Annotated in this window: 12 protein-coding genes and 1 tRNA gene; 7 read left to right on the plus strand and 6 right to left on the minus strand. The window is 65.5% G+C overall.

The features are described 5' to 3' along the window. Positions 1 to 40 precede the first annotated feature (40 nt). Positions 41 to 117 (plus strand) — tRNA-Met (locus tag PXJ20_RS11515). 196 nt (positions 118 to 313) lie between these two features. Here PXJ20_RS11515 and PXJ20_RS11520 read toward each other — a convergent pair. Beyond that, positions 314 to 1,303 (minus strand): LysR family transcriptional regulator, encoded by a 990-nt coding sequence (locus PXJ20_RS11520; RefSeq protein ID WP_421030758.1) that lies wholly within the window; start codon positions 1,301 to 1,303, stop codon positions 314 to 316. A gap of 108 nt (positions 1,304 to 1,411) precedes the next feature. On the opposite strand from PXJ20_RS11520, the gene PXJ20_RS11525 reads away from it, so the two are divergent. From PXJ20_RS11525 to dinB, 3 genes are all read left to right on the plus strand, one after another. Continuing rightward, positions 1,412 to 2,578, plus strand: a complete 1,167-nt coding sequence (locus PXJ20_RS11525; RefSeq protein ID WP_017777969.1) for a mandelate racemase/muconate lactonizing enzyme family protein — start codon at positions 1,412 to 1,414, stop codon at positions 2,576 to 2,578. Between the two features lie 132 nt (positions 2,579 to 2,710). Then, the gene (gene dctA / locus PXJ20_RS11530) at positions 2,711 to 4,045 is read left to right on the plus strand and encodes a C4-dicarboxylate transporter DctA (RefSeq protein WP_421030759.1); all 1,335 of its coding nucleotides are present in this window, start codon (positions 2,711 to 2,713) and stop codon (positions 4,043 to 4,045) included. A 171-nt stretch (positions 4,046 to 4,216) separates the two neighbouring features. Further along, positions 4,217 to 5,434 carry a DNA polymerase IV gene (gene dinB, locus PXJ20_RS11535; protein WP_421030760.1) on the plus strand — a complete coding sequence of 406 codons (1,218 nt, stop codon included), beginning with the start codon at positions 4,217 to 4,219 and terminating at the stop codon, positions 5,432 to 5,434. 184 nt (positions 5,435 to 5,618) lie between these two features. Here dinB and PXJ20_RS11540 read toward each other — a convergent pair whose 3' ends face one another. Continuing rightward, the gene (locus PXJ20_RS11540; RefSeq protein WP_421030761.1) at positions 5,619 to 6,569 is read right to left on the minus strand and encodes an ATP adenylyltransferase family protein; all 951 of its coding nucleotides are present in this window, start codon (positions 6,567 to 6,569) and stop codon (positions 5,619 to 5,621) included. 139 nt (positions 6,570 to 6,708) lie between these two features. Between PXJ20_RS11540 and PXJ20_RS11545 the strand changes: the two genes are divergently transcribed. Continuing rightward, positions 6,709 to 8,013 (plus strand): amidohydrolase family protein, encoded by a 1,305-nt coding sequence (locus tag PXJ20_RS11545; RefSeq protein ID WP_421030762.1) that lies wholly within the window; start codon positions 6,709 to 6,711, stop codon positions 8,011 to 8,013. Between the two features lie 185 nt (positions 8,014 to 8,198). On the opposite strand, the gene PXJ20_RS11550 is transcribed toward PXJ20_RS11545, so the two are convergent. Continuing rightward, positions 8,199 to 10,301, minus strand: coding sequence for a M3 family metallopeptidase (locus PXJ20_RS11550; protein WP_421030763.1), 2,103 nt, complete (start codon positions 10,299 to 10,301; stop codon positions 8,199 to 8,201). A gap of 522 nt (positions 10,302 to 10,823) precedes the next feature. Between PXJ20_RS11550 and PXJ20_RS11555 the strand changes: the two genes are divergently transcribed. Then, positions 10,824 to 12,044, plus strand: a complete 1,221-nt coding sequence (locus PXJ20_RS11555; protein ID WP_421030764.1) for an acyltransferase family protein — start codon at positions 10,824 to 10,826, stop codon at positions 12,042 to 12,044. A 2-nt stretch (positions 12,045 to 12,046) separates the two neighbouring features. On the opposite strand, the gene folD is transcribed toward PXJ20_RS11555, so the two are convergent. From folD to fixL, 3 genes are all read right to left on the minus strand, one after another. Beyond that, positions 12,047 to 12,901, minus strand: a complete 855-nt coding sequence (gene folD, locus PXJ20_RS11560) for a bifunctional methylenetetrahydrofolate dehydrogenase/methenyltetrahydrofolate cyclohydrolase FolD (RefSeq protein ID WP_421030765.1) — start codon at positions 12,899 to 12,901, stop codon at positions 12,047 to 12,049. A gap of 410 nt (positions 12,902 to 13,311) precedes the next feature. After that, the gene (gene fixJ / locus PXJ20_RS11565; RefSeq protein WP_017777977.1) at positions 13,312 to 13,956 is read right to left on the minus strand and encodes an oxygen response regulator transcription factor FixJ; all 645 of its coding nucleotides are present in this window, start codon (positions 13,954 to 13,956) and stop codon (positions 13,312 to 13,314) included. Then, positions 13,953 to 16,466 (minus strand): oxygen sensor histidine kinase FixL, encoded by a 2,514-nt coding sequence (gene fixL / locus PXJ20_RS11570; protein WP_017777978.1) that lies wholly within the window; start codon positions 16,464 to 16,466, stop codon positions 13,953 to 13,955. Before fixL ends, fixJ begins: the two co-directional genes overlap by 4 nt. A 273-nt stretch (positions 16,467 to 16,739) precedes the next feature. Between fixL and aceE the strand changes: the two genes are divergently transcribed. Next, positions 16,740 to 19,445 (plus strand): pyruvate dehydrogenase (acetyl-transferring), homodimeric type, encoded by a 2,706-nt coding sequence (aceE, locus tag PXJ20_RS11575; RefSeq protein ID WP_277597804.1) that lies wholly within the window; start codon positions 16,740 to 16,742, stop codon positions 19,443 to 19,445. Positions 19,446 to 19,472: the final 27 nt, after the last annotated feature.

Consider the following 19,472-nt stretch of genomic DNA (forward strand, 5'->3'; position numbering starts at 1 on the left):
CGAGCGGCACGAGTGGCTATAATTCAATTCTTCTGACGGACGCGGGGTGGAGCAGTCTGGCAGCTCGTCGGGCTCATAACCCGAAGGTCGTAGGTTCAAATCCTACCCCCGCAACCAGTACCGCAGAATGCGCAGCATGTTGAAGTTGCCGCGCCACGGTGCAGAGCGAAAGCGTCAGAAGACAGATCAACAAAAAGCCCGCTTCAAGCGGGCTTTTTGTTTTGTTGCGTCGCTGTGCTGCGGCTCGATACCGGGAGATCGAAACGGCAAGCGGCGCGTCACGCAACTACGATCGCCGGCCTCACGTGCGGCCTCATTCCCCACTTCGTCCCGCATCGCGCTTCGTTCTTCGCTTTCCCTCCTGCCGCTTCGTTCCATCCTCTTTGCCGACCGGCACTTCGTATCCGTTCATGCCGTTGAAGCGCTCGATCAAAAAATCGATGAACGCTCGCGCCCGCGCCGACTGGTTGCGTTTGTTCGGGTAGTACACGAACAGGTCCGCAGACGGCTGCACAAACTCGGGCAACACGATGCGCAGCCGGCCGCTCGCCACGTACTTAGCGAGATCCCACTCCGAACGCACGAGAATGCCGTGCCCGTCCAACGCCCAGCCGAGCACGATGTCGCCGTCGTTGCTCGAGAGCGTGCCGTGCACTTTTACCGCGTGGCTTTCGCCGTGGCGCTCGAAGCGCCACACGCTGTACGCGTTGTCGTTTTGCCGGTGCACGATGCAGGTGTGGTTCGCGAGGTCGGCAAGATTCTCCGGCGCGCCGTGCTGTTCCAGATAGCGCGGTGACGCACACAGAAAGCGGCGATTCGACATGACGCGGCGCGCAATGAGCCGCTGGTCCGGCAGCGAGCCAAAGCGGATGGCCAGATCGATGCCGCTTTCCACGAGATCGACAGGCCGGTCCGTCACGTCCAGTTGCACTTCCACATGCGGATACCGCTTCGCGAATTCGGAGACGATCGGCGCGATCGTCGTGCGCCCGAAGCCGAGCGTCGCGTTCACGCGCAGCAATCCTTTGGGGACCGAATGGCTCGAACTCACCGCGTCTTCCATGTCGCGCAGCTCGGCAAGGATGCGCGTGGCGTGATGCAGGTAGGTCTCGCCCTCGGGCGTGAGGCTCACGTGGCGCGTGGTGCGGTTCACGAGCCGCACGTTAAGGCGGGCTTCGAGCTGTGAGAGCCGCTTGGTGGCCGCGGGCGGGGTCAGATTGAGTTCGCGTGCCGTGGCGGCCAGGTTGCCGTGGCGTGCCAGCAGCACGAAGAACTCCAGGTTGGACGCAATGTCGGTCTTCACTGAAAGTTAATGAAGTAATGAGTTTCGGTGAATCATAACGGCGGTCACGGCGAATAATCTAGCGGCTCCCAACGCTGCCGCACGGGCGGCGCGAAGCACGGAGACACCATGAGAATCGTCGAAATACGCGAAAAAACCGTTCCCATCAGTTCGTCCATCCGCAACGCCTACATCGATTTCAGCAAGATGACGCTGAGCCTCGTGGCCGTGGTGACGGACGTCGTTCGCAACGGCAAGCCGGTGATCGGCTACGGCTTCAACTCGAACGGCCGCTACGGGCAGGGCACGCTGATGCGCGAGCGCTTCATTCCGCGCGTGCTGGAAGCCGACGCGGCGTCGCTCGTCGACGACACGGGCGACAACCTCGATCCCCACAAGATCTGGGCGACGATGTTCACGAACGAAAAGCCGGGCGGTCATGGCGAGCGCTCCGTCGCGATGGGCACCATCGACATGGCGGTCTGGGACGCCGTGGCGAAGATCGAAGGCAAGCCGCTCTTCCAGCTGCTCGCGGACCGCTACGGCAACGGCCAGCCGGATCGCAAGGTGTTCGTCTACGCGGCGGGCGGCTACTACTATCCGGGCCAGGACCACAGCAAGCTCAAGGACGAGATGCGCAGCTACCTCGACCGCGGCTACACGGTGGTGAAGAAAAAGATTGGCGGTGCCTCGCTCGACGAGGACCTGCGCCGCATCGACTCGATTCTCAGCGTGCTCGGCGACGGCCAGAAGCTCGCCGTGGACGCCAACGGGCGCTTCGATCTGGATACCGCGATCCAGTACGCGAAGGCGCTCTCGCAATACGACCTGTTCTGGTACGAGGAGCCGGGCGATCCGCTCGATTTCGAGTTGCAGGCCACGCTGCGCAACTACTACGACAAGCCGATGGCCACCGGCGAAGACCTGTTTTCGATGCAGGACGCGCGCAACCTGATCCGCTACGGCGGCATGCGCGCCGACCGTGACTGGCTGCAGTTCGACTGCGCACTGGCCTATGGCCTTGTCGAGTATCTGCGCACGCTCGACATGCTGCATCAGCACGGCTGGTCGCGCGCCCGCTGCATTCCGCACGGCGGCCATCAGATGTCGCTCAACATTGCGGCCGGTTTGGGACTTGGCGGCAACGAGTCGTATCCGGATCTGTTCCAGCCTTATGGCGGCTTCCCCGACGGTGTGAAGGTGGAGAACGGCTACATCACGATGCCGGATCTGCCCGGCATCGGCTTCGAAGGCAAGGCGGATCTGTACGCCGAGATGCGCAAGCTGGCCGAGTAGTCGCCGCTCTGCCGCGGGAAAAAACCAAGGAAGACAGAGAACAGGCGGGCAGGGCACTGCGCTCGACAGACCGGGCGCGGCGCCGCAAACAGATCCGCCGTTCGTGGAACTCGCCACGCACAGGAGACAGTCATGCGGGTTGCAACCATTCGGAAGTATCTTTCGAGGCTTTACGTTCAGGTGCTGATCGGCATTGTCGCGGGGGTGGCTGTGGGCCACTTCTTCCCCGATGTCGGCACGCAGGTCAAGCCGCTCGGCGATCTGTTCATCCGGCTGATCCGGATGCTGCTCGCGCCGATCATCTTTGCCTCGGTAGTGGTGGGCATTGCCCGCATGACGGATATTCACGCCGCGGGGCGCGTGGGCATGAAGGCGATCGTCTACTTCGAGATTGCGTCGACGCTCGCGCTCGGCATCGGTCTCGTCGTCGTCAACGTCGTGCAGCCGGGCCGCGGCATGAACGTCGATCCCGCACACATCGACAGCGCGGCCATCGCGAGCTACACGCACGCCGCCCATCAGCACGGCATGCTCGACTTCTTCATGAGCATCGTGCCCAACAGCGTGGTGGGCGCCTTCGCCAACGGCGAGATGCTGCCCGTCATCTTCTTTTCGGTGCTGCTCGCTGTGTCGCTTGCGCGACTGGGCCCGCGCGCCGCGCCCTTCGTCGACATGCTCGACATGTTCCTGCAGGCGATGTTCGGCGTGGTGCGCATTGTCATGTGGGTCGCGCCCATCGGCGCGTTCGGCGGCATGGCCTTCACGGTGGGGAAGTACGGCATCGGCACGCTTGCCTCGTTCGGCGAATTGATGCTGTGCCTCTACGTCACCTCGATCGCGTTCGTCGTGATCGTGCTGGGCCTCGCCATGCGGCTGTGCGGGCTGTCGTTATGGAAGTTCCTGCGCTACATCAAGGACGAGATTTTCGTGACCTTCGGCACCGCCTCCACGGAGGCGGTGTTGCCGCAGATGCTCATCAAGCTCGAAAAGCTCGGCTGCGCGCGTCCGGTGGTGGGCATGGTGCTGCCCACGGGCTACACCTTCAACGCCGACGGCACCGCGATCTACCTCACGATGGCGGCCATCTTCGTCGCGCAGGCCATGAACATTCACCTGAGCCTCGGGGACCAGCTGCTCGTGCTGGCCGTGCTGCTGCTGACCTCGAAGGGTTCGGCGGGCGTAGCGGGCGCGGGGTTCGTCGCGCTGGCGGCGACGCTTGCCTCGATGCGCAGCATTCCCGTCTCGGGTCTTGTGCTGCTGCTCGGCGTGGACCGCTTCCTCAACGAGGCGCGCGCCGTGACGAACCTGATCGGCAACGGCGTGGCCACGGTGGTCGTGGCGCGCTGGGAGAAGGCGATCGACATGAACCGCGCCCGCGCCGTGCTCGATCGCGGCGCGTTGGAGACCGACGAGTTGGAGGCCGATGAACCGGGGCGGCCGCTCGTGGGAGCGGAAACCGAAGGCTGAAGTCCAGCGCGCCAGGGGCGTGAGCGCGGGCCATTCGCGCTGAGGCGATGGCGTGCCGGGCGTGGCACGGGCGGCCGTGAGGCCGATTTCATGTCGCACTGCACGCTTGAAAAGCATACTGTGTTTTTGTACAGTACTGTCACCTCGAACGTGACGGATGTCGCCTGATCCATGCCGCCCGCGCCGGCTGACTCCCCCGCCCGCAAGATCATTCACTGCGATTGCGACTGCTTCTACGCGTCGGTCGAAATGCGCGACGACCCCTCGTTGCGCGGGCGGCCGCTCGCCGTGGGCGGCCGCCCCGACCAACGCGGCGTGATTGCCACCTGCAATTACGAGGCGCGGCGCTTCGGCGTGCATTCGGCCATGTCGTCGGCGCTTGCCATGCGCAAGTGTCCGGACCTGCTGATCCTGCCGTCGGCCATGGAGAAGTACCGCATCGCGTCGCGTCAGATCATGGCCATTTACTACGACTACACGGCCGACGTCGAACCGCTTTCGCTCGACGAAGCCTACCTCGACGTCTCCCAATCCGACCGCTGCAAGGGCAGCGCGACGCTCATCGCCAGGGAGATTCGCGAGCGTGTGCGCGAGACGGTGGGCGTCACCGTGTCGGCGGGCGTGGCGCCCAGCAAGTTCATCGCGAAGATCGCTTCGGACTGGAACAAGCCGGACGGGCTTTTCGTGGTGCGTCCACACGAGGTGGATGCCTTCGTCGCCGCGTTGCCGGTGCGCAAGATTCACGGTGTCGGCAAGGTGACGGCAGCGAAGCTCGAAAAGCTGGGCCTCACCACCTGCGCGCAACTGCGCGAGTGGCCGCTCGTGGATCTGCACCGGCACTTCGGCGTGTTCGGCCAGCGGCTTTACGAACTGGCGCGCGGCATCGACGAGCGCCCCGTCCGCGCGGACCGCGAGCGCAAGTCCGTGAGCGTCGAGACCACCTATGTGACCGATCTCCAGACGCTCGACGAATGCGCGGCCGAATTGCGGCGCCTCGCGGCGCAACTGGATGCGCGCGTCGAGCGGGCCGGCGCCGCGGCGGCCGTGCGCAAGCTGTTCGTGAAGATCCGCTTCGCCGATTTTCAGCGCACCACGGTGGAGTGCGTTGGCGAGGCGACGCATCTGCCTACGCTGCTCGCGCTGCTCGAGAAGGGCTTCGCTCGACGCAATCAGCCGGTGCGGCTGCTGGGCGTGGGCGTACGGCTGGAAGAGGACGACGCGGCGCTGCGCGGGCAGTTCACGTTGTTCGATGAAGACGGCGAGGATGTGCCGCTGGCCCACGCCGAGGAAGCCGACGACGAAGGCGACATCGAGGCCGGCATCGAGGTCGACCAGCAGGCCGGCATCGACGAAGAGGCGCAAGGGCACGAGGATGATCGGCGCACGTGATGCGGCGCGGCTGATGCCGTGACGACTGCTTCGCGGCGGAGGGCAGCGCGCTTGTTGCGTCGGGCCGTCCGAGGCCTGGCCGTGTCGCTTGCAACCCCGCAATCTCGTCGCATCGAGTTGCGTCCTCGCGGAATCCGTGCGGGTCGCGAACCGTGGGCGCTTATCGGTTATCAGCCATCAACCATCAGCCAGGCGCTGCCGGCAATATCGTCGCCCCTGGCAGCGTCACGCGCTCCAGCAGCTTCATCGGCCCCCATCTTTTCACCACATCCAACTGCTGCGCGTCGCGCACGAACAGCGATCCCGCGAAGCCCAGCGCGTTGACCGACATGCCCTCCACGCATTCCGCGGCGCGCGGCACGACCAGCATCCAGCGGCGTGTGACGAGCAGGTTGTACGGCCCCGATTGCAACTGCTCTCCCGTCGTCTCGATGCCGCTCATGCCTGCCGCCGCCAGCAGCGCGCGATAGGCGCTTTCGAGCCTGCGCGCGGCTTCGTCGCGAAATGCATTGTCGGCGGGCAGGTCGAGCCGGCAGAACGCGTGGCGAAACGGCAGTGCCGGCACCGATTGCGGTACCCCGCAGGCGGGCGGCACGTCGCGCCAGGCCGCTTCCATCGGCACGCTGCCGCCTGGGCCGCCATCAGGCGCGAGCGGCACCATCTGCAGATGCTTGTGCGGCTGACTTGCGCCCGCGGCAGGGCCACCGTTATAGAAGCCGAGCCCGTCGAACTCCGCCATGCAGGCCGCGAGCGCCGTGAAGTCGGCGAGGTCGAGCCATGCTTCCTGGCGTTCGAAGGCGCGCGTCACGATCAGCAGATGGTGATCGATGACGTTGAACTTGTTGAGCAGCGCGACGTGCGTGGGCGAAACGCTCGCGACGAAGAGATCGGGATCGTAGGGCAGGAAGGGGTTGCAAGGCGTGTGCGCTGCTGTGCGCACTGAAACTTGCGCCTCGCGAGCGCGCGCCTTGAGCGCGAGGCTCGACACCTGACGCACGACGAAGCGCACGCCGTGATCTTCAATCGAAGTCTCGGTGGTCTCGATGGGGCGCAGCGCCTCGCATCGCAGCGCGTGCTCCGTTTGCCGCAGCAGAGCCGGCCAGAGCGTGCCGGGTTGCAGTTCGAGTGTGTCCATGGCGATGCATGTTAGTACAACGTGGATGTCGGTCGGAAAGCGCCCACGTGCCGACTTAGTCACGCCGTCACATCGACATGCCGGACTTCCCGCACACTTTCTGTCGCCGATAGAATCGACGGACACTCAGGAGCCGCTCATGGACCTCATCATCCGCCGCGCCGTGTTGCCCGGCATGTTCGCGTCGCCGCAGAACGCCCACGGCGAAGCCGGGACCGTCGATATCGGTATCGAGGGCAGTCGCATTGCCGCCGTGGAGCCGCGGCTTGCCGCCACGGCGCGCGAAGAGATCGACGCCGCGGGTTCGCTCGTGAGCCCGCCGTTCGTGGACGCGCATTTCCACATGGATGCCACGCTCTCGTACGGCCTGCCGCGCGTGAACGCGTCCGGTACGCTGCTGGAGGGCATCGCGCTGTGGGGAGAGTTGAAGCCTCAACTGACGCAGGAAGCGCTCGTCGAACGCGCGCTCGAATACTGCGACTGGGCCGTGGCGCGTGGGCTGCTGGCTATTCGCAGCCACGTGGACGTCTGCGACAGCCGGTTGCTCGCCGTCGAGGCGTTGCTCGAAGTGAAGCGGCGCGTGGCGCCGTATCTGGACCTGCAACTCGTGGCCTTTCCGCAGGACGGTCTCTTGCGCAGTCCCGGCGCGTTCGACAATCTCAAGCGCGCCATCGCGATGGGGGTGGACGTGGTAGGCGGCATTCCGCATTTCGAGCGCACGATGGCCGACGGCGCGGAGTCGGTGCGGCTCTTGTGCGAGTTTGCGGCGGAGCAGGGCCTGCGCGTGGACATGCATTGCGACGAGTCCGACGATCCGCTCTCGCGTCACATCGAAACGCTCGCGGCGCAGACGCACCGCCTGGGTCTGCATGGCCGCGTGGCGGGCTCGCATCTCACGTCGATGCATTCCATGGACAACTACTACGTGAGCAAACTGCTGCCGCTCATGCGCGAGGCGGGCGTGGCCGCCATCGCGAATCCGCTCATCAACATCACGCTGCAGGGGCGCTCCGACACCTACCCGAAGCGGCGCGGCATGACGCGCGTGCCGGAACTTGCCGCAGCGGGCATCGAGGTGGCATTCGGCCACGACTGCGTGATGGACCCGTGGTACAGCCTCGGCTCCGGCGACATGCTCGAAGTGGCACACATGGGCCTGCACGTCGCGCAGATGACGGGCCTGGACGCCATGCGCGCGGCGTTCGACATGGTCACCGTGAATCCGGCGCGCATCCTGGGGCTCGAAGGGTATGGCATTGCGCCGGGCTGTGAGGCGAACTGCGTGGTGCTCGACGCGCGCGATCCTGTCGAAGCGATCCGTCTGCGTGCGACGCGGCTCGCCGTGGTCAGGCGCGGCAAGGTGGTGAGCCGCATGCCCGCTGCGCGCGCGGCGCTTTCTCTCGAAGGACGGCCGCACGAGATCGATTTCCGGCTGCATCGCTGAGGCTGCTTTCGATCGCCTCACCGGGCTCACGCAAGGCACCTACGAGGCACCTACGAGGCACACACAAGGCACACACAAGGCACACACAAAACAAAGCGCGCGGCGGAAGGTACCCGTTGCGCGCTTTTTTGCTTACCTGCCTGTCTGCCTCAGTCGCAAAGCGCCGCGGCTGAGACCCGCAGACCTCAGTGCGACAGCGTCTCCGTCATGCCGTTGTGGCGCAGCAGGGCGTCGATGGTCGGCTCCCGGCCGCGGAACGCCTTGAACGATTCCATCGCCGGCCGACTGCCGCCCACTTCCAGAATCTCGCGGCGATAGCGCGTGCCCGTGGCCGCGTCGAGCACGCTGCCGCTTGCGCTCTGGGCGGCTTCCTCGAAGGCGGCGTACGCATCCGCCGACAGCACTTCGGCCCACTTGTAGCTGTAGTAGCCCGCCGCGTAGCCGCCCGCGAAGATGTGGCTGAACGTGTTGGGCCAGCGCGAGAAGGGCGCCTGCGCGATGACGTGGAAGCGCTCGTTGATCTCGCGGGCGAGGTCGTTGGCGCTCTTCGCGCCGGCCGCGTCGAAGTCGACGTGCAGCGCCATGTCGAACATGGAGAACACGATCTGCCGCAGTGTGCCGAGCCCGCTCTGGAAGTTCTTCGCTGCGAGCATCTTGTCGAACAGCTCACGCGGCAGCGGCGCGGCGGTATCGACGTGCTGCGTCATGTCGGAGAGCACGTCCCACTCCCAGCAGAAGTTCTCCATGAATTGCGACGGCAGCTCGACCGCATCCCACTCCACGCCGTTGATGCCTGACACGCCCAGCTCGTCCACGCGCGTGAGCATGTGATGCAGCCCGTGGCCGAATTCGTGGAAGAGCGTGATGACTTCGTCGTGCGTGAAGCACGCGGGCCTGCCACCCACCGGCGCCGAGAAGTTGCAGGTGAGGTACGCGACAGGCGTCTGCACGTCGTTGTGGCCGCGGCGACGGCGGGTGCGCGCGTCGTCCATCCATGCGCCGCCGCGCTTGCCTTCGCGCGCGTAGAGGTCGAGATAGAACTGCGCGACGAGCGTGCCGTCCGGGTTCTCGACGCGGAAAAAGCGCACGTCCGGATGCCAGACGGCGGCTTCGTCGCGGCGAATCTTCACGCCGAAGAGCGTTTCGGTGACCTTGAAGAGACCCTTGAGCACGACGTCTTCCGGAAAGTACTGCTTGACCTCGTTTTCCGAGAACGAATAGCGCTTCTGGCGCAGACGCTCGCCGGCGAACGCGACGTCCCAGGGTTCGAGCGCCGTGAGACCCAGCTCGGTGGCGGCGAACTCGCGCAGTTCCTTCCAGTCGCGTTCGGCGTGCGGACGCGCGCGCTTCGCGAGGTCTTCGAGGAAGCTCATGACCTGCTCGGGCGAGTCCGCCATCTTCGGCGCGAGCGACACCTCGGCGAAGTTGCGGTAACCGAGCATCTTCGCTTCTTCGGCACGCAGGGCCAGTTGTTCGGCGATGTTCTCCGTGTTGTCCCATTCGGGCTTGCCGCCGCCGTACACGGGCCCGAGTTCCGAGGCGCGTGTCACGTAGGCGCGATACATCGTCTCGCGCATCGCGCGGTTCTCGGCGTATTGCATGACCGGGAAGTACGAAGGAAAGTGCAGCGTGAATTTCCAGCCGCTCTTGCCTTCCTTTTCGGCGGCTTCGCGGGCGGCGGCGACCGCGTCTTCAGGCAGGCCGGCAAGCTGCGATTCCTCGGTCGCGATGTACGCGTAAGCGTTGGTGGAATCGAGCACGTGGTCCGAAAAAGCCTTCGAAAGCGCGGCCTGGCGTTCCTGCAGTTCGGCGAAACGCGGCTTCTGGTCTTCGGGCAGTTCTGCGCCGGACAGGCGGAAGTCGCGCAGCGCGTTGTCCAGAATCTTGCGGCGCTCGCCGGAAAGCAGCGCGAAATCGCCGCTTGCGGCAAGGGCCTTGTACTTCTCGTAGAGCGCGAGATTTTGCCCGACGCTCGACCAGAACTCGGTCACGCGCGGCAGGTTTTCGCCGTAGACGGCGCGCAGCTCGGGCGTGTCGGCCACGGCATTGAGGTGGCCGATCACGCCCCAGGCGCGCGACAGCGGTTCGGTGGCGCGCTCCACCGGCTCCACCACGTCGACCCACGATGCGGGCGTGGCCGGCAGGCTCGCGCGCTCCACGGCGGCGTTCGCGTTGGCGAGCAGCACGTCGAGCGCGGGCGTGACGTGCTCGGGGCGGATGTCGCCGAAGCGCGGCAGATCGGAGAAGTCGAGAAGCGGATTCTTTTGTGTCGATGAGGTAGTGGACATGGTGCTTCCTGTCTGTCGCGGTGGGTTGCGGTGTCTGGGCAAAGGGATCACGGGCGCGGGCTCGCGTGCGGCTCGCCCGAAGCCGCGGCGGCGTGTTTCGGTCCGCCCTGCGCGTCCGGATACCGACATTATTGGGGCGCGGCGCGGTCTTTCCAACCCGCTCGCCGGGCTCTGTGCACGGTAGCAGAAGTTGCCGGGCCATGCTCGGGCGAGGCGCCCGCGCAGCTTGAGCCAGGGCACGGAACCGGCAAGAGGCGGGCGAAGGGCGCCCGTCACGCCGTGCGGCAATCGGTATCGGATCGTGGGTGAGCGAACAGTTTTTCGCCGGGACGCGGCCCATCATGCAGGCTCGCCGCGGTGTCGGCTGCGAAGGCGCTGCCCGCTTATTCGCGTGACCCTTCGCGTGATCCTTCGCGTGACTCTTCGCGTGACCCCGAGGGATCGCCAATCGATCCGCGCTTTCGCTGCGCCTGTTCGCATTTCCACTATCGCCGACGCCGCCCGCCTACGGATGCTGCCGCCATGACCTTGCTTTCGCATGCCCTTGCACGCGGGACCCCGCCCGGCACACTGCGCCGCGGCAACAATTTCGATCTCGTGCGCCTCTTGGCCGCCGTCGCGGTGGTGTACTGCCATTCGTTTCTGATGCAGCCGGGCGACAGCGCGACTGACCCGGCCACCGCCACACTTGGCTTCGACTCGTTCGGCGCGCTCGGCGTCTATGCGTTTTTCCTGATGAGCGGCATGCTCGTGACCGCGAGCTTCGTGCGGCAGCGCTCGGTCGTGCGCTTCGTCGCGCTGCGCGTGGCGCGAATCTGGCCGGCGGTGGCCGTGGGTTCGCTGGTGGTCGTGCTGGTGCTCGGCCCGCTCTTCACGACACTGCCGTTGTCCACCTACTTCGGTTCGCGCGCGACGTGGATCAACCTCGACAATTTCAGGACCATCGTGCTGAAGGAGGGCTGGGTGCTGCCCGGCGTGTTCGAACACAACCGCTTCGCGCACGACATCTGCGCGCCGCTCTGGACGCTGCCCATCGAGGTGCGCTGTTATCTGATCGTTCTGGTGACAGGCACGCTCGGCTTGCTGACTTCACGGCGCGGCACGCTGGTGGCGTTGGCAATCGGACTGCTGGGGTTCGTGCTGCGCATCCACGTTCATCCGTTTCACATCGGCATGCGCGACTTTTCGGTGAAGGCGGGTGGCTATTCGTTCTGGCCGGAGCTGTTCTTCATGTTCGGCATGCTGCTCTACGCGTGGCGTGCCGCGGTGCGGCTCGACGGACGGGTCGCGCTGGGGCTCGTGGCGCTCTACCTCGCGCAGCATCATTCGGAGGCCGCGCAGCCGCTGTTCTATCTCGCCTTCGTCTACGGCGTGCTCTGGATGGCGACCACGCCCATGTTGCGCCGCCTCGTGCCGCGCAACGACTACTCGTACGGCATCTACATCTACGGGTTCGTGGTGCAGCAGTGCGTGGCCAATCTCGCGCCGCATCTCGATCATCTGACGGCCGTGCTGATCGCCGCGCCGTTCATTCTGGCGTGCGCGGCGCTCTCGTGGCACGGCGTGGAGCGTCCGGCGCTCAGGTGGGTGCGGGCGCGCACGGAGCGCGCCGTGCGACGCCGCGCCGTGCTGGAATCGATGACCGGCGAAGGCGAGGCTGAAGATCTGACCGCGTGGGGCGAAGCGGGCGAGTTACCCGACGACGCCGCCCCGGGAATGGTGGGAGATGCGCCGGCGCGCTGAGGTCAACCCGCGGCAGCCCGCTCGGCCGCTTCGATCGTGTTGACGAGCAGCATCGTGATCGTCATCGGCCCCACGCCGCCCGGCACCGGCGTGATATGGCCCGCCACTTCCTTCACGCCCGCGAAATCAACGTCGCCGCACAGCTTGCCGGCGTCGTCGCGGTTCATGCCTACGTCGATCACCGTGGCGCCCGGCTTCACCATGTCGGCGGTGAGAATGTTGCGCTTGCCGACGGCAGCGACCACCACGTCGGCCTCGCGCGTGTGCGCAGCCAGATCGCGGGTCTTGCTGTGGCAGATGGTGACCGTGGCGCCGGCTTCGAGCAGCAGCAGCGCCATCGGCTTGCCGACGATGTTCGAGCGGCCGATCACGACGGCGTTCGCGCCCGCGAGCGCAATGCCGTAAGCCTCGAACATCTTCATCACGCCATACGGCGTGCACGGACGAAAGAGCGGCTTGCCCGTCATCAGTGCACCGGCGTTCGCGACGTGAAAGCCGTCGACGTCCTTTTCCGGCGCGATTGCCTCGATCACCTTGTGGCTGTCGATGTGCGCGGGCAGCGGCAGCTGCACGAGAATGCCGTGGACCTTCGGGTCGCGATTGAGTTCGTCGATGCGCGCGAGCAGTTCCGCTTCGCTGAACGTGGCGGGATAGCGGTCGTAGGACGAGAAGAGGCCGTTGTCTTCGCAGGCCTTCACCTTGTTGCGTACATAGACTTCGCTCGCCGGATTGTCGCCCACGAGTATGACCGCGAGGCCAGGCTGATGGCCGCCGGCGGTGAGCGCGGCGGCGCGTTGGGCTACGTCGGCGCGCAGCGTCTTGGAAAGGGCGAGTCCGTCGATCAGGGTGGCTGTCATGGTCGGTCGAGAGGGGCAGTTCGGAATGCGGGCGGCGCGTGTGAACGCTACCTTGCGGCGGCGCGGACGGGACACGTTTGGCGCGCATGGCCATGAACCTGTCGGTTCAGGGACAGCATGTGCCTTTTTGTGCTGCTGCGCGGCGTGCCGCTGTGAAGTCGGGAATTATACCTTTGCCGCCTGGCGTTCCTGCCGGGGAAAGGCAACGGGCCTCGCGAAGTTCAAAGGCGGGCGGAGGGATGAAGGGAGCGGAGAGATGAAGCGAGCGGAGCGAAAACCACACATTGCGCCCGAACTGGCATTGCGCCCGAACTGGCACCGGGGACGATAGCCCGGCATGCCGTCCGGTGCAGCGCTCCATGAGACGCCCGGTGGACCGGCATGCGGGACTTCGGCGGTCGCGCCTGCGCTTACTGCGCCTGCTGCGGCTTGTTCGACAACGCGAGACGCAGCAGGTCGGCCACCGTGTTCACGTTGAGCTTTTCCATGATGTTGGCGCGGTGCGCTTCCACCGTCTTGATGCTGATGCCCAGATCGTCGGCAATCTGCTTGTTGAGCCGGCCCGCGATGATGCGCTCGAGCACCTGATGCTCGCGCGCCGTGAGCTTGCCGAGCCGCTCGGCGGCCGCGCGCTGTTGCTGCACGCTCGAGCTTTCGCTGCGCGCCTTTTCCAGCATGCGCTCCACGAGCTTGCGCAGTTCGGCTTCGTCGAACGGCTTCTCGATGAAGTCCATCGCGCCCTTCTTCATGGTGGACACGGCCATCGGCACGTCGCCGTGGCCCGTCACGAAGATGATGGGCAGCGAGGCGTTTTCGGCGATCAGGCGCTCCTGAAGTTCGAGCCCGCTCATGCCCGACATCCGCACGTCCAGAATCAGGCACGCGATCTGTCCCGCCTGGTGGGCCGGCTGGTAGGCCTCCAGAAACTGTTCGGCCGAGACGAAGCACTGCACGCGGTATCCGTTCGCTTCCAGGAGCCAGCGCAGCGAGTCTCTTACGGCCTCGTCGTCGTCGACGACAAACACGGTTTCCTGGGTGGTGACTGGGCTGTTCATAGCTCTCCCGTAACGGTTTGGGGTGTCGGCACTTCGGACCCGCCGTGACTCGGGCCGTCAGGTTCGCCTATAGGCAGACTGCAGTGGAATGTGGCGCCCGTGACGTGACCGTCGCTTTCGACGTTGTTCACGACCCAGAGGCGCCCGCGATGGGATTCGATGATCGAGCGGCAGATGTTGAGGCCCATGCCCATGCCGTCGGACTTCGTGCTGTAGAACGGTTCGAAGAGCCGCTCCGCCGTGGCTTCGTCCACGCCCGGGCCCTGGTCGACTACGCTGATACAGACAAAGCCGCCGTCGAGCCTGACGACCACGCGGATCACCGGGTCCACGGCGTTCGGGCGTGCCTCGGCCATGGCCTCGGCAGCGTTCTTGAGCAGGTTGACGAGCACCTGTTCGATCAGCACCGGGTCGACGTAGATGACCGGCATGCGCGAGCGGATGTCCGTGACGATGCGGATGCGCCGTTTGCGCGCTTCGATTTCGGCGAGGCCCACGGCGTCGGCGACGATGTCCGAGACGCGGGTGGCCTGGCGTTTCGGTTCGCTGCGCTTCACGAATTCGCGGATGCGCTTGATGATCATGCCGGCGCGCACAGCCTGCTGGGCGGTCTTTTCGAGCACGGGCAACAGATTGTCAGGAGTAGTGCGCCCAGATTTAACCAGCGCGACGGTTCCGGAGCAATAGTTGTTGATCGCCGCGAGCGGCTGGTTGAGTTCGTGCGCGAGCGACGACGCCATTTCGCCCATCGTCATCAGACGGCTCGTGAACTGGAGTTTTTCGTCCTGCTGCCGCGCGAGTTCCTGGGCCTGCTTGCGCGTGGTGATGTCGGTGGCGATCTGCATCTGCGCGAGATGGCCGTCCACCCACTGGATGTACTGGCGCCGCACCTCGAACCACTTCTGGATGCTCTGCACGTAGACTTCCTGCGCGTCCGCCGTGCTTTCCGTGAGCGCCGCCGCGGGCAGGCCGGCGTAGGTGTCCACCATGTCGATCGAGTCGGAGGACGCCTGCGCGCTGTCGAAGCCGCCGCCCGCAAGCTCCAGGTGCCCGTCCGGACGGATGCCGAAGAGGTGCCGGTAGTAGCGGTTGGCGAACAGGAGTTCGGCTTCGTCGGCGGCCAGCACCGAAACGGCGGCGTCGAGGCTCTCCAGCACCGTGGTGAAGCGCTCGTGCGCGGCGGCCAGTTCTTCGCGGGCGCGTTTGGGCTCGGTGATGTCCGTCATCGACGACATCCAGCCGGTCTGCCGGCCCGAACTGTCGATGAGCGGCGACACGTAGAGCCGCGCGTGAAAGAGCGAGCCGTCCTTGCGGCGCACGCGCAGCTCGAAGCCCGAGCTCGGCGCCTTGCCGCGCAGCGTCATGTCGAGCTGGCGCTGCATTTCCGGATACGCGTCGCGCGGCCAGTACGGAAACGGCGCCGTCTTGCCGACGAGGTCGCTTTCGTCCCAGCCCGTCATGCGGCAGAACGCGGGGTTCACGTGCGTGATGCGGCCGTGCATGTCGAGCACGCGCATGCCGATCAGCACCGAGTTTTCCATCGCGCGGCGGAAGAACGCCTCGGCGTAGAGCGCCTGCTGCGCCTCGAAGCGCTGGCGCGTGTGCTTCCAGAGACTCCAGAGGCTCCACAGCACGAAGCACGACAGACCCGCCACCAGCCACACCAGCGTGTTGTTGGTGAAGTTGGTCATCTGCGGGTACGCGTACACCCGCACTGAGACGCCCTGGCCCGGCGGATCGAGCGGCAGGTCGTAGAACTGGTCGCGCGGCAGCCGCGGGCGCGTGGAGGTGGTGGCGAGCTCGCGGTTGTTGACGTCGATGATCGAGATCTTGTACTTCGCCGAAAGCTCGGGCGGGATGTCGTGCTTCAGGATGCCTTCGATCGAGAACACCGCGGCAATCGAGCCGAGGAAGTCGCGGTCGCGATACACCGGGGTCTGTAGTGTGATGTAGCCGTTGCCGAGGTCGTCGTAGATGAGCGGCGAGTACACCTGGCGGCGCGTGCTGCGCGCTTCGCCGAAGGCTGCCTTCACGGCCTCGTCCATCTGGTTGTCGTTGGGGCGCGCGAGCCGCTGGCCGAGTACGGGCAGCGCCGTGTCGGGCCAGCGCGGCGTCTGCGCGCTCGTGTACCAGTTCATGTAGAGGATCTCGGGATGCCCCTGCATGATGTCCGTGGTCGACACCTGAAACGAATGCGGATCGGCATGGCCCGCGGCGAGGTCGCGGGCAAGCGCCTGGAGCTGCTCCTGGGCGCCTGTCATCGAGAGGCGGATCTGCTGCTGCGCCCAGGCGACGTTGCGATACAGCGTGTCTTCCTGCTGTTGCTGCTCCCGGCGGTTGAGGCTCCACAAAATGAGGCTCATGACGATCAGAAACACGAGGATCGACAGGAGCGGCGTGAGCAGATAGGAATTGGACCACCACGGTCCGTGGTGCCAGCGGGTCGGCGAAGGCTCGCTCCGGTTGCCGGGCGGCCGCGCCGAGCGTGCGAAAAGCCGATCGGTCAACATGGCAGGATTGTAGCTCAGCGTATGTCACCTAAATGACGTGAAAAAAGCAGCAAATCAAGGGCAATTCGGCGCAGACTGGCCGACGTAACGGCGTCAGACCGGCAAATCTGGCGTGCGCTGCAGCAATTTTCCGCATTGTGAGAAACGATCTCGCGATCCAAAATTTTTGTTGCGCGGGCCCGAACGCAGTCATTACAATCGCCCGAAGCTGCGCGGCGGGGCTTGCGCCCGCGTCGTCCACTCATCAGCGACCGTTACATTCAGGAGACGAGCATGTCCGCTGTACCCGACGAAGTCCTCAAATATGTTGCCGCCGACAAGGACGACGATCCCCAGGAAACCGCAGAGTGGCTCGACGCGCTCGATGGCGTGATCTCCGCGGTCGGCCCCGACCGCGCCCACTACCTGATCGAGAAGCAGATCGAATTCGCCCGCGTGCACGGCGAACACCTGCCGTTCTCGGCCAACACCCCGTACATCAACACGATTCCGGTCGCGCGCCAGGCCAAGAACCCCGGCGACCAGGACATCGAACACCGCATCCGCTCGTACACCCGCTGGAACGCCATTGCCATGGTGCTGCGCGCCGGCAAACACACCAACGTGGGCGGCCACATCGCGTCGTTTGCCTCGGCGGCTACGCTCTATGACGTCGGCTTCAACCATTTCTGGCACGCACCCTCCGCCGAGCACGGCGGCGACCTGGTGTTCGTGCAGGGCCACTCGTCGCCGGGCGTCTACTCGCGCGCGTTCCTGCTTGGCCGTCTCACCGAAAAGCAGCTCGACAATTTCCGCCAGGAAGTGGGCGGCGAGGGCATCTCGTCGTACCCGCACCCGTGGCTGATGCCGGACTTCTGGCAGTTCCCGACCGTGTCGATGGGTCTGGGCCCGATCATGGCGATCTACCAGGCCCGCTTCATGAAGTACCTGCAGGCGCGCGGCATCGCGAAGACCGAAGGCCGCAAGGTCTGGGCGTTCCTCGGCGACGGCGAGACGGACGAGCCGGAATCGCTCGGCGCGATCGGCATGGCCGGCCGCGAACGCCTCGACAACCTCGTGTTCGTGATCAACTGCAACCTGCAGCGCCTCGACGGCCCGGTGCGCGGTAACGGCAAGATCATCCAGGAACTCGAAAGCGAGTTCCGCGGCGCGGGCTGGAACGTGATCAAGGTGATCTGGGGCAGCCGCTGGGACGCGCTCTTCGCGCGTGACAAGAGCGGCGCGCTGATGCGCCGCATGATGGAAGTCGTGGACGGCGAATACCAGACCTACAAATCCGAGTCCGGCGCCTACGTGCGCGAGCACTTTTTCAACACGCCGGAGCTGAAGGCGCTGGTCGCCGACTGGTCCGACGACGACATCTGGAATCTGAACCGCGGCGGCCACGATCCGCACAAGATCTACGCGGCGTTTCACGAGGCGACCCAGACGAAGGGCCAGCCGACCGTGATCCTGGCCAAGACCATCAAGGGCTACGGCATGGGTGAGGCCGGCCAGGCCATGAACATCACCCACCAGCAGAAGAAGATGCAGGTGGACCAGCTCAAGAAGTTCCGCGACCAGTTCCGCCTGCCGATCAGCGACGAACAGATCGTCGACGTGCCGTACCTCACGTTCGAGGAGGGCTCGAAGGAACTCGAGTACATGCGCTCGCACCGCCAGACGCTGGGCGGCTATCTGCCCGCGCGCCGCGAGAAGGCCGAGTCGCTGCCGGTGCCGGCGCTCGAAGCGTTCGAGCCGCTCTTGAAGGGCACGGGCGAAGGTCGCGAAATCTCCACGACGATGGCGTTCGTGCGGATTCTCAACATCCTTCTGAAGGACAAGGCGCTCGGCAAGCGCGTGGTGCCCATCGTGCCGGACGAGTCGCGCACGTTCGGCATGGAAGGGCTCTTCCGCCAGATCGGCATCTGGAACCAGGACGGCCAGAAGTACGTGCCGGAAGATTCCGACCAGCTGATGTTCTACAAGGAATCGGAAACCGGTCAGATCCTCCAGGAAGGCATCAACGAAGCCGGCGGCATGGCCGACTGGATCGCTGCCGCGACGTCGTACTCGACGCACGGCGAGATCATGGTGCCGTTCTACATCTTCTATTCGATGTTCGGCTTCCAGCGTATCGGCGACCTCGCTTGGGCGGCCGGCGACATGCGTTCGCGCGGCTTCCTGCTGGGCGGCACCGCGGGCCGCACGACGCTCAACGGCGAAGGACTGCAGCACGAAGACGGGCACTCGCTGCTGTGGGCGGCATCGGTGCCGAACTGTGTGAGCTACGACCCGACCTTCGGCTACGAGCTTGCCGTCATCATCCAGGACGGCCTGCGCCGCATGGTGCAGGAGCAGCAGGACGTGTACTACTACGTCACGGTGATGAACGAGAACTACGAGCACCCGGCCATTCCGCAGAGCGCGAGCCTGCAGGACGTGGCAGCGGACATCGTCAAGGGCATGTACGCGTTCCGCAAGGCCGAAGCCGACAGCAAGGCGCCGCGCGTGCAGCTGATGGGTGCGGGCACCATCTTCAATGAAGTGATCGCCGCGGCTGACCTGCTCAAGAACGACTGGGGCGTTGCCGCCGACCTCTGGAGCGTGCCGAGCTTCACGGAACTGGCCCGCGAAGGTCACGACATCGAGCGCTGGAACCTGCTGCATCCCACCGAGCCGCGCCGCGTCTCGCACGTCGAGAAGCTGCTCAAGGACACGCAGGGTCCGGTGATTGCTTCGACCGACTACGTGCGTGCGCTCGCCGACCAGATTCGCGGGCTCGTGCCGCGCCGCTACGTGGTGCTCGGCACCGACGGCTTTGGCCGTTCGGACACTCGCGAAAAGCTGCGCCACTTCTTCGAGGTGGACCGCTACTGGGTCACGGTCGCAGCGCTCAACGCGCTGGCCGACGAAGGCACGATCGATCGCAAGCTGGTCGCCGAGGCCATCGCGAAGTACGCGCTCGATCCCGCCAAACCCAACCCGATGACCGTCTAAAGCCATCACCCCCCGCGTGCCACGACG

It is taken from the genome of Paraburkholderia sp. A1RI_3L (genome assembly GCF_048957895.1).
Lineage (GTDB): Bacteria > Pseudomonadota > Gammaproteobacteria > Burkholderiales > Burkholderiaceae > Paraburkholderia > Paraburkholderia kururiensis.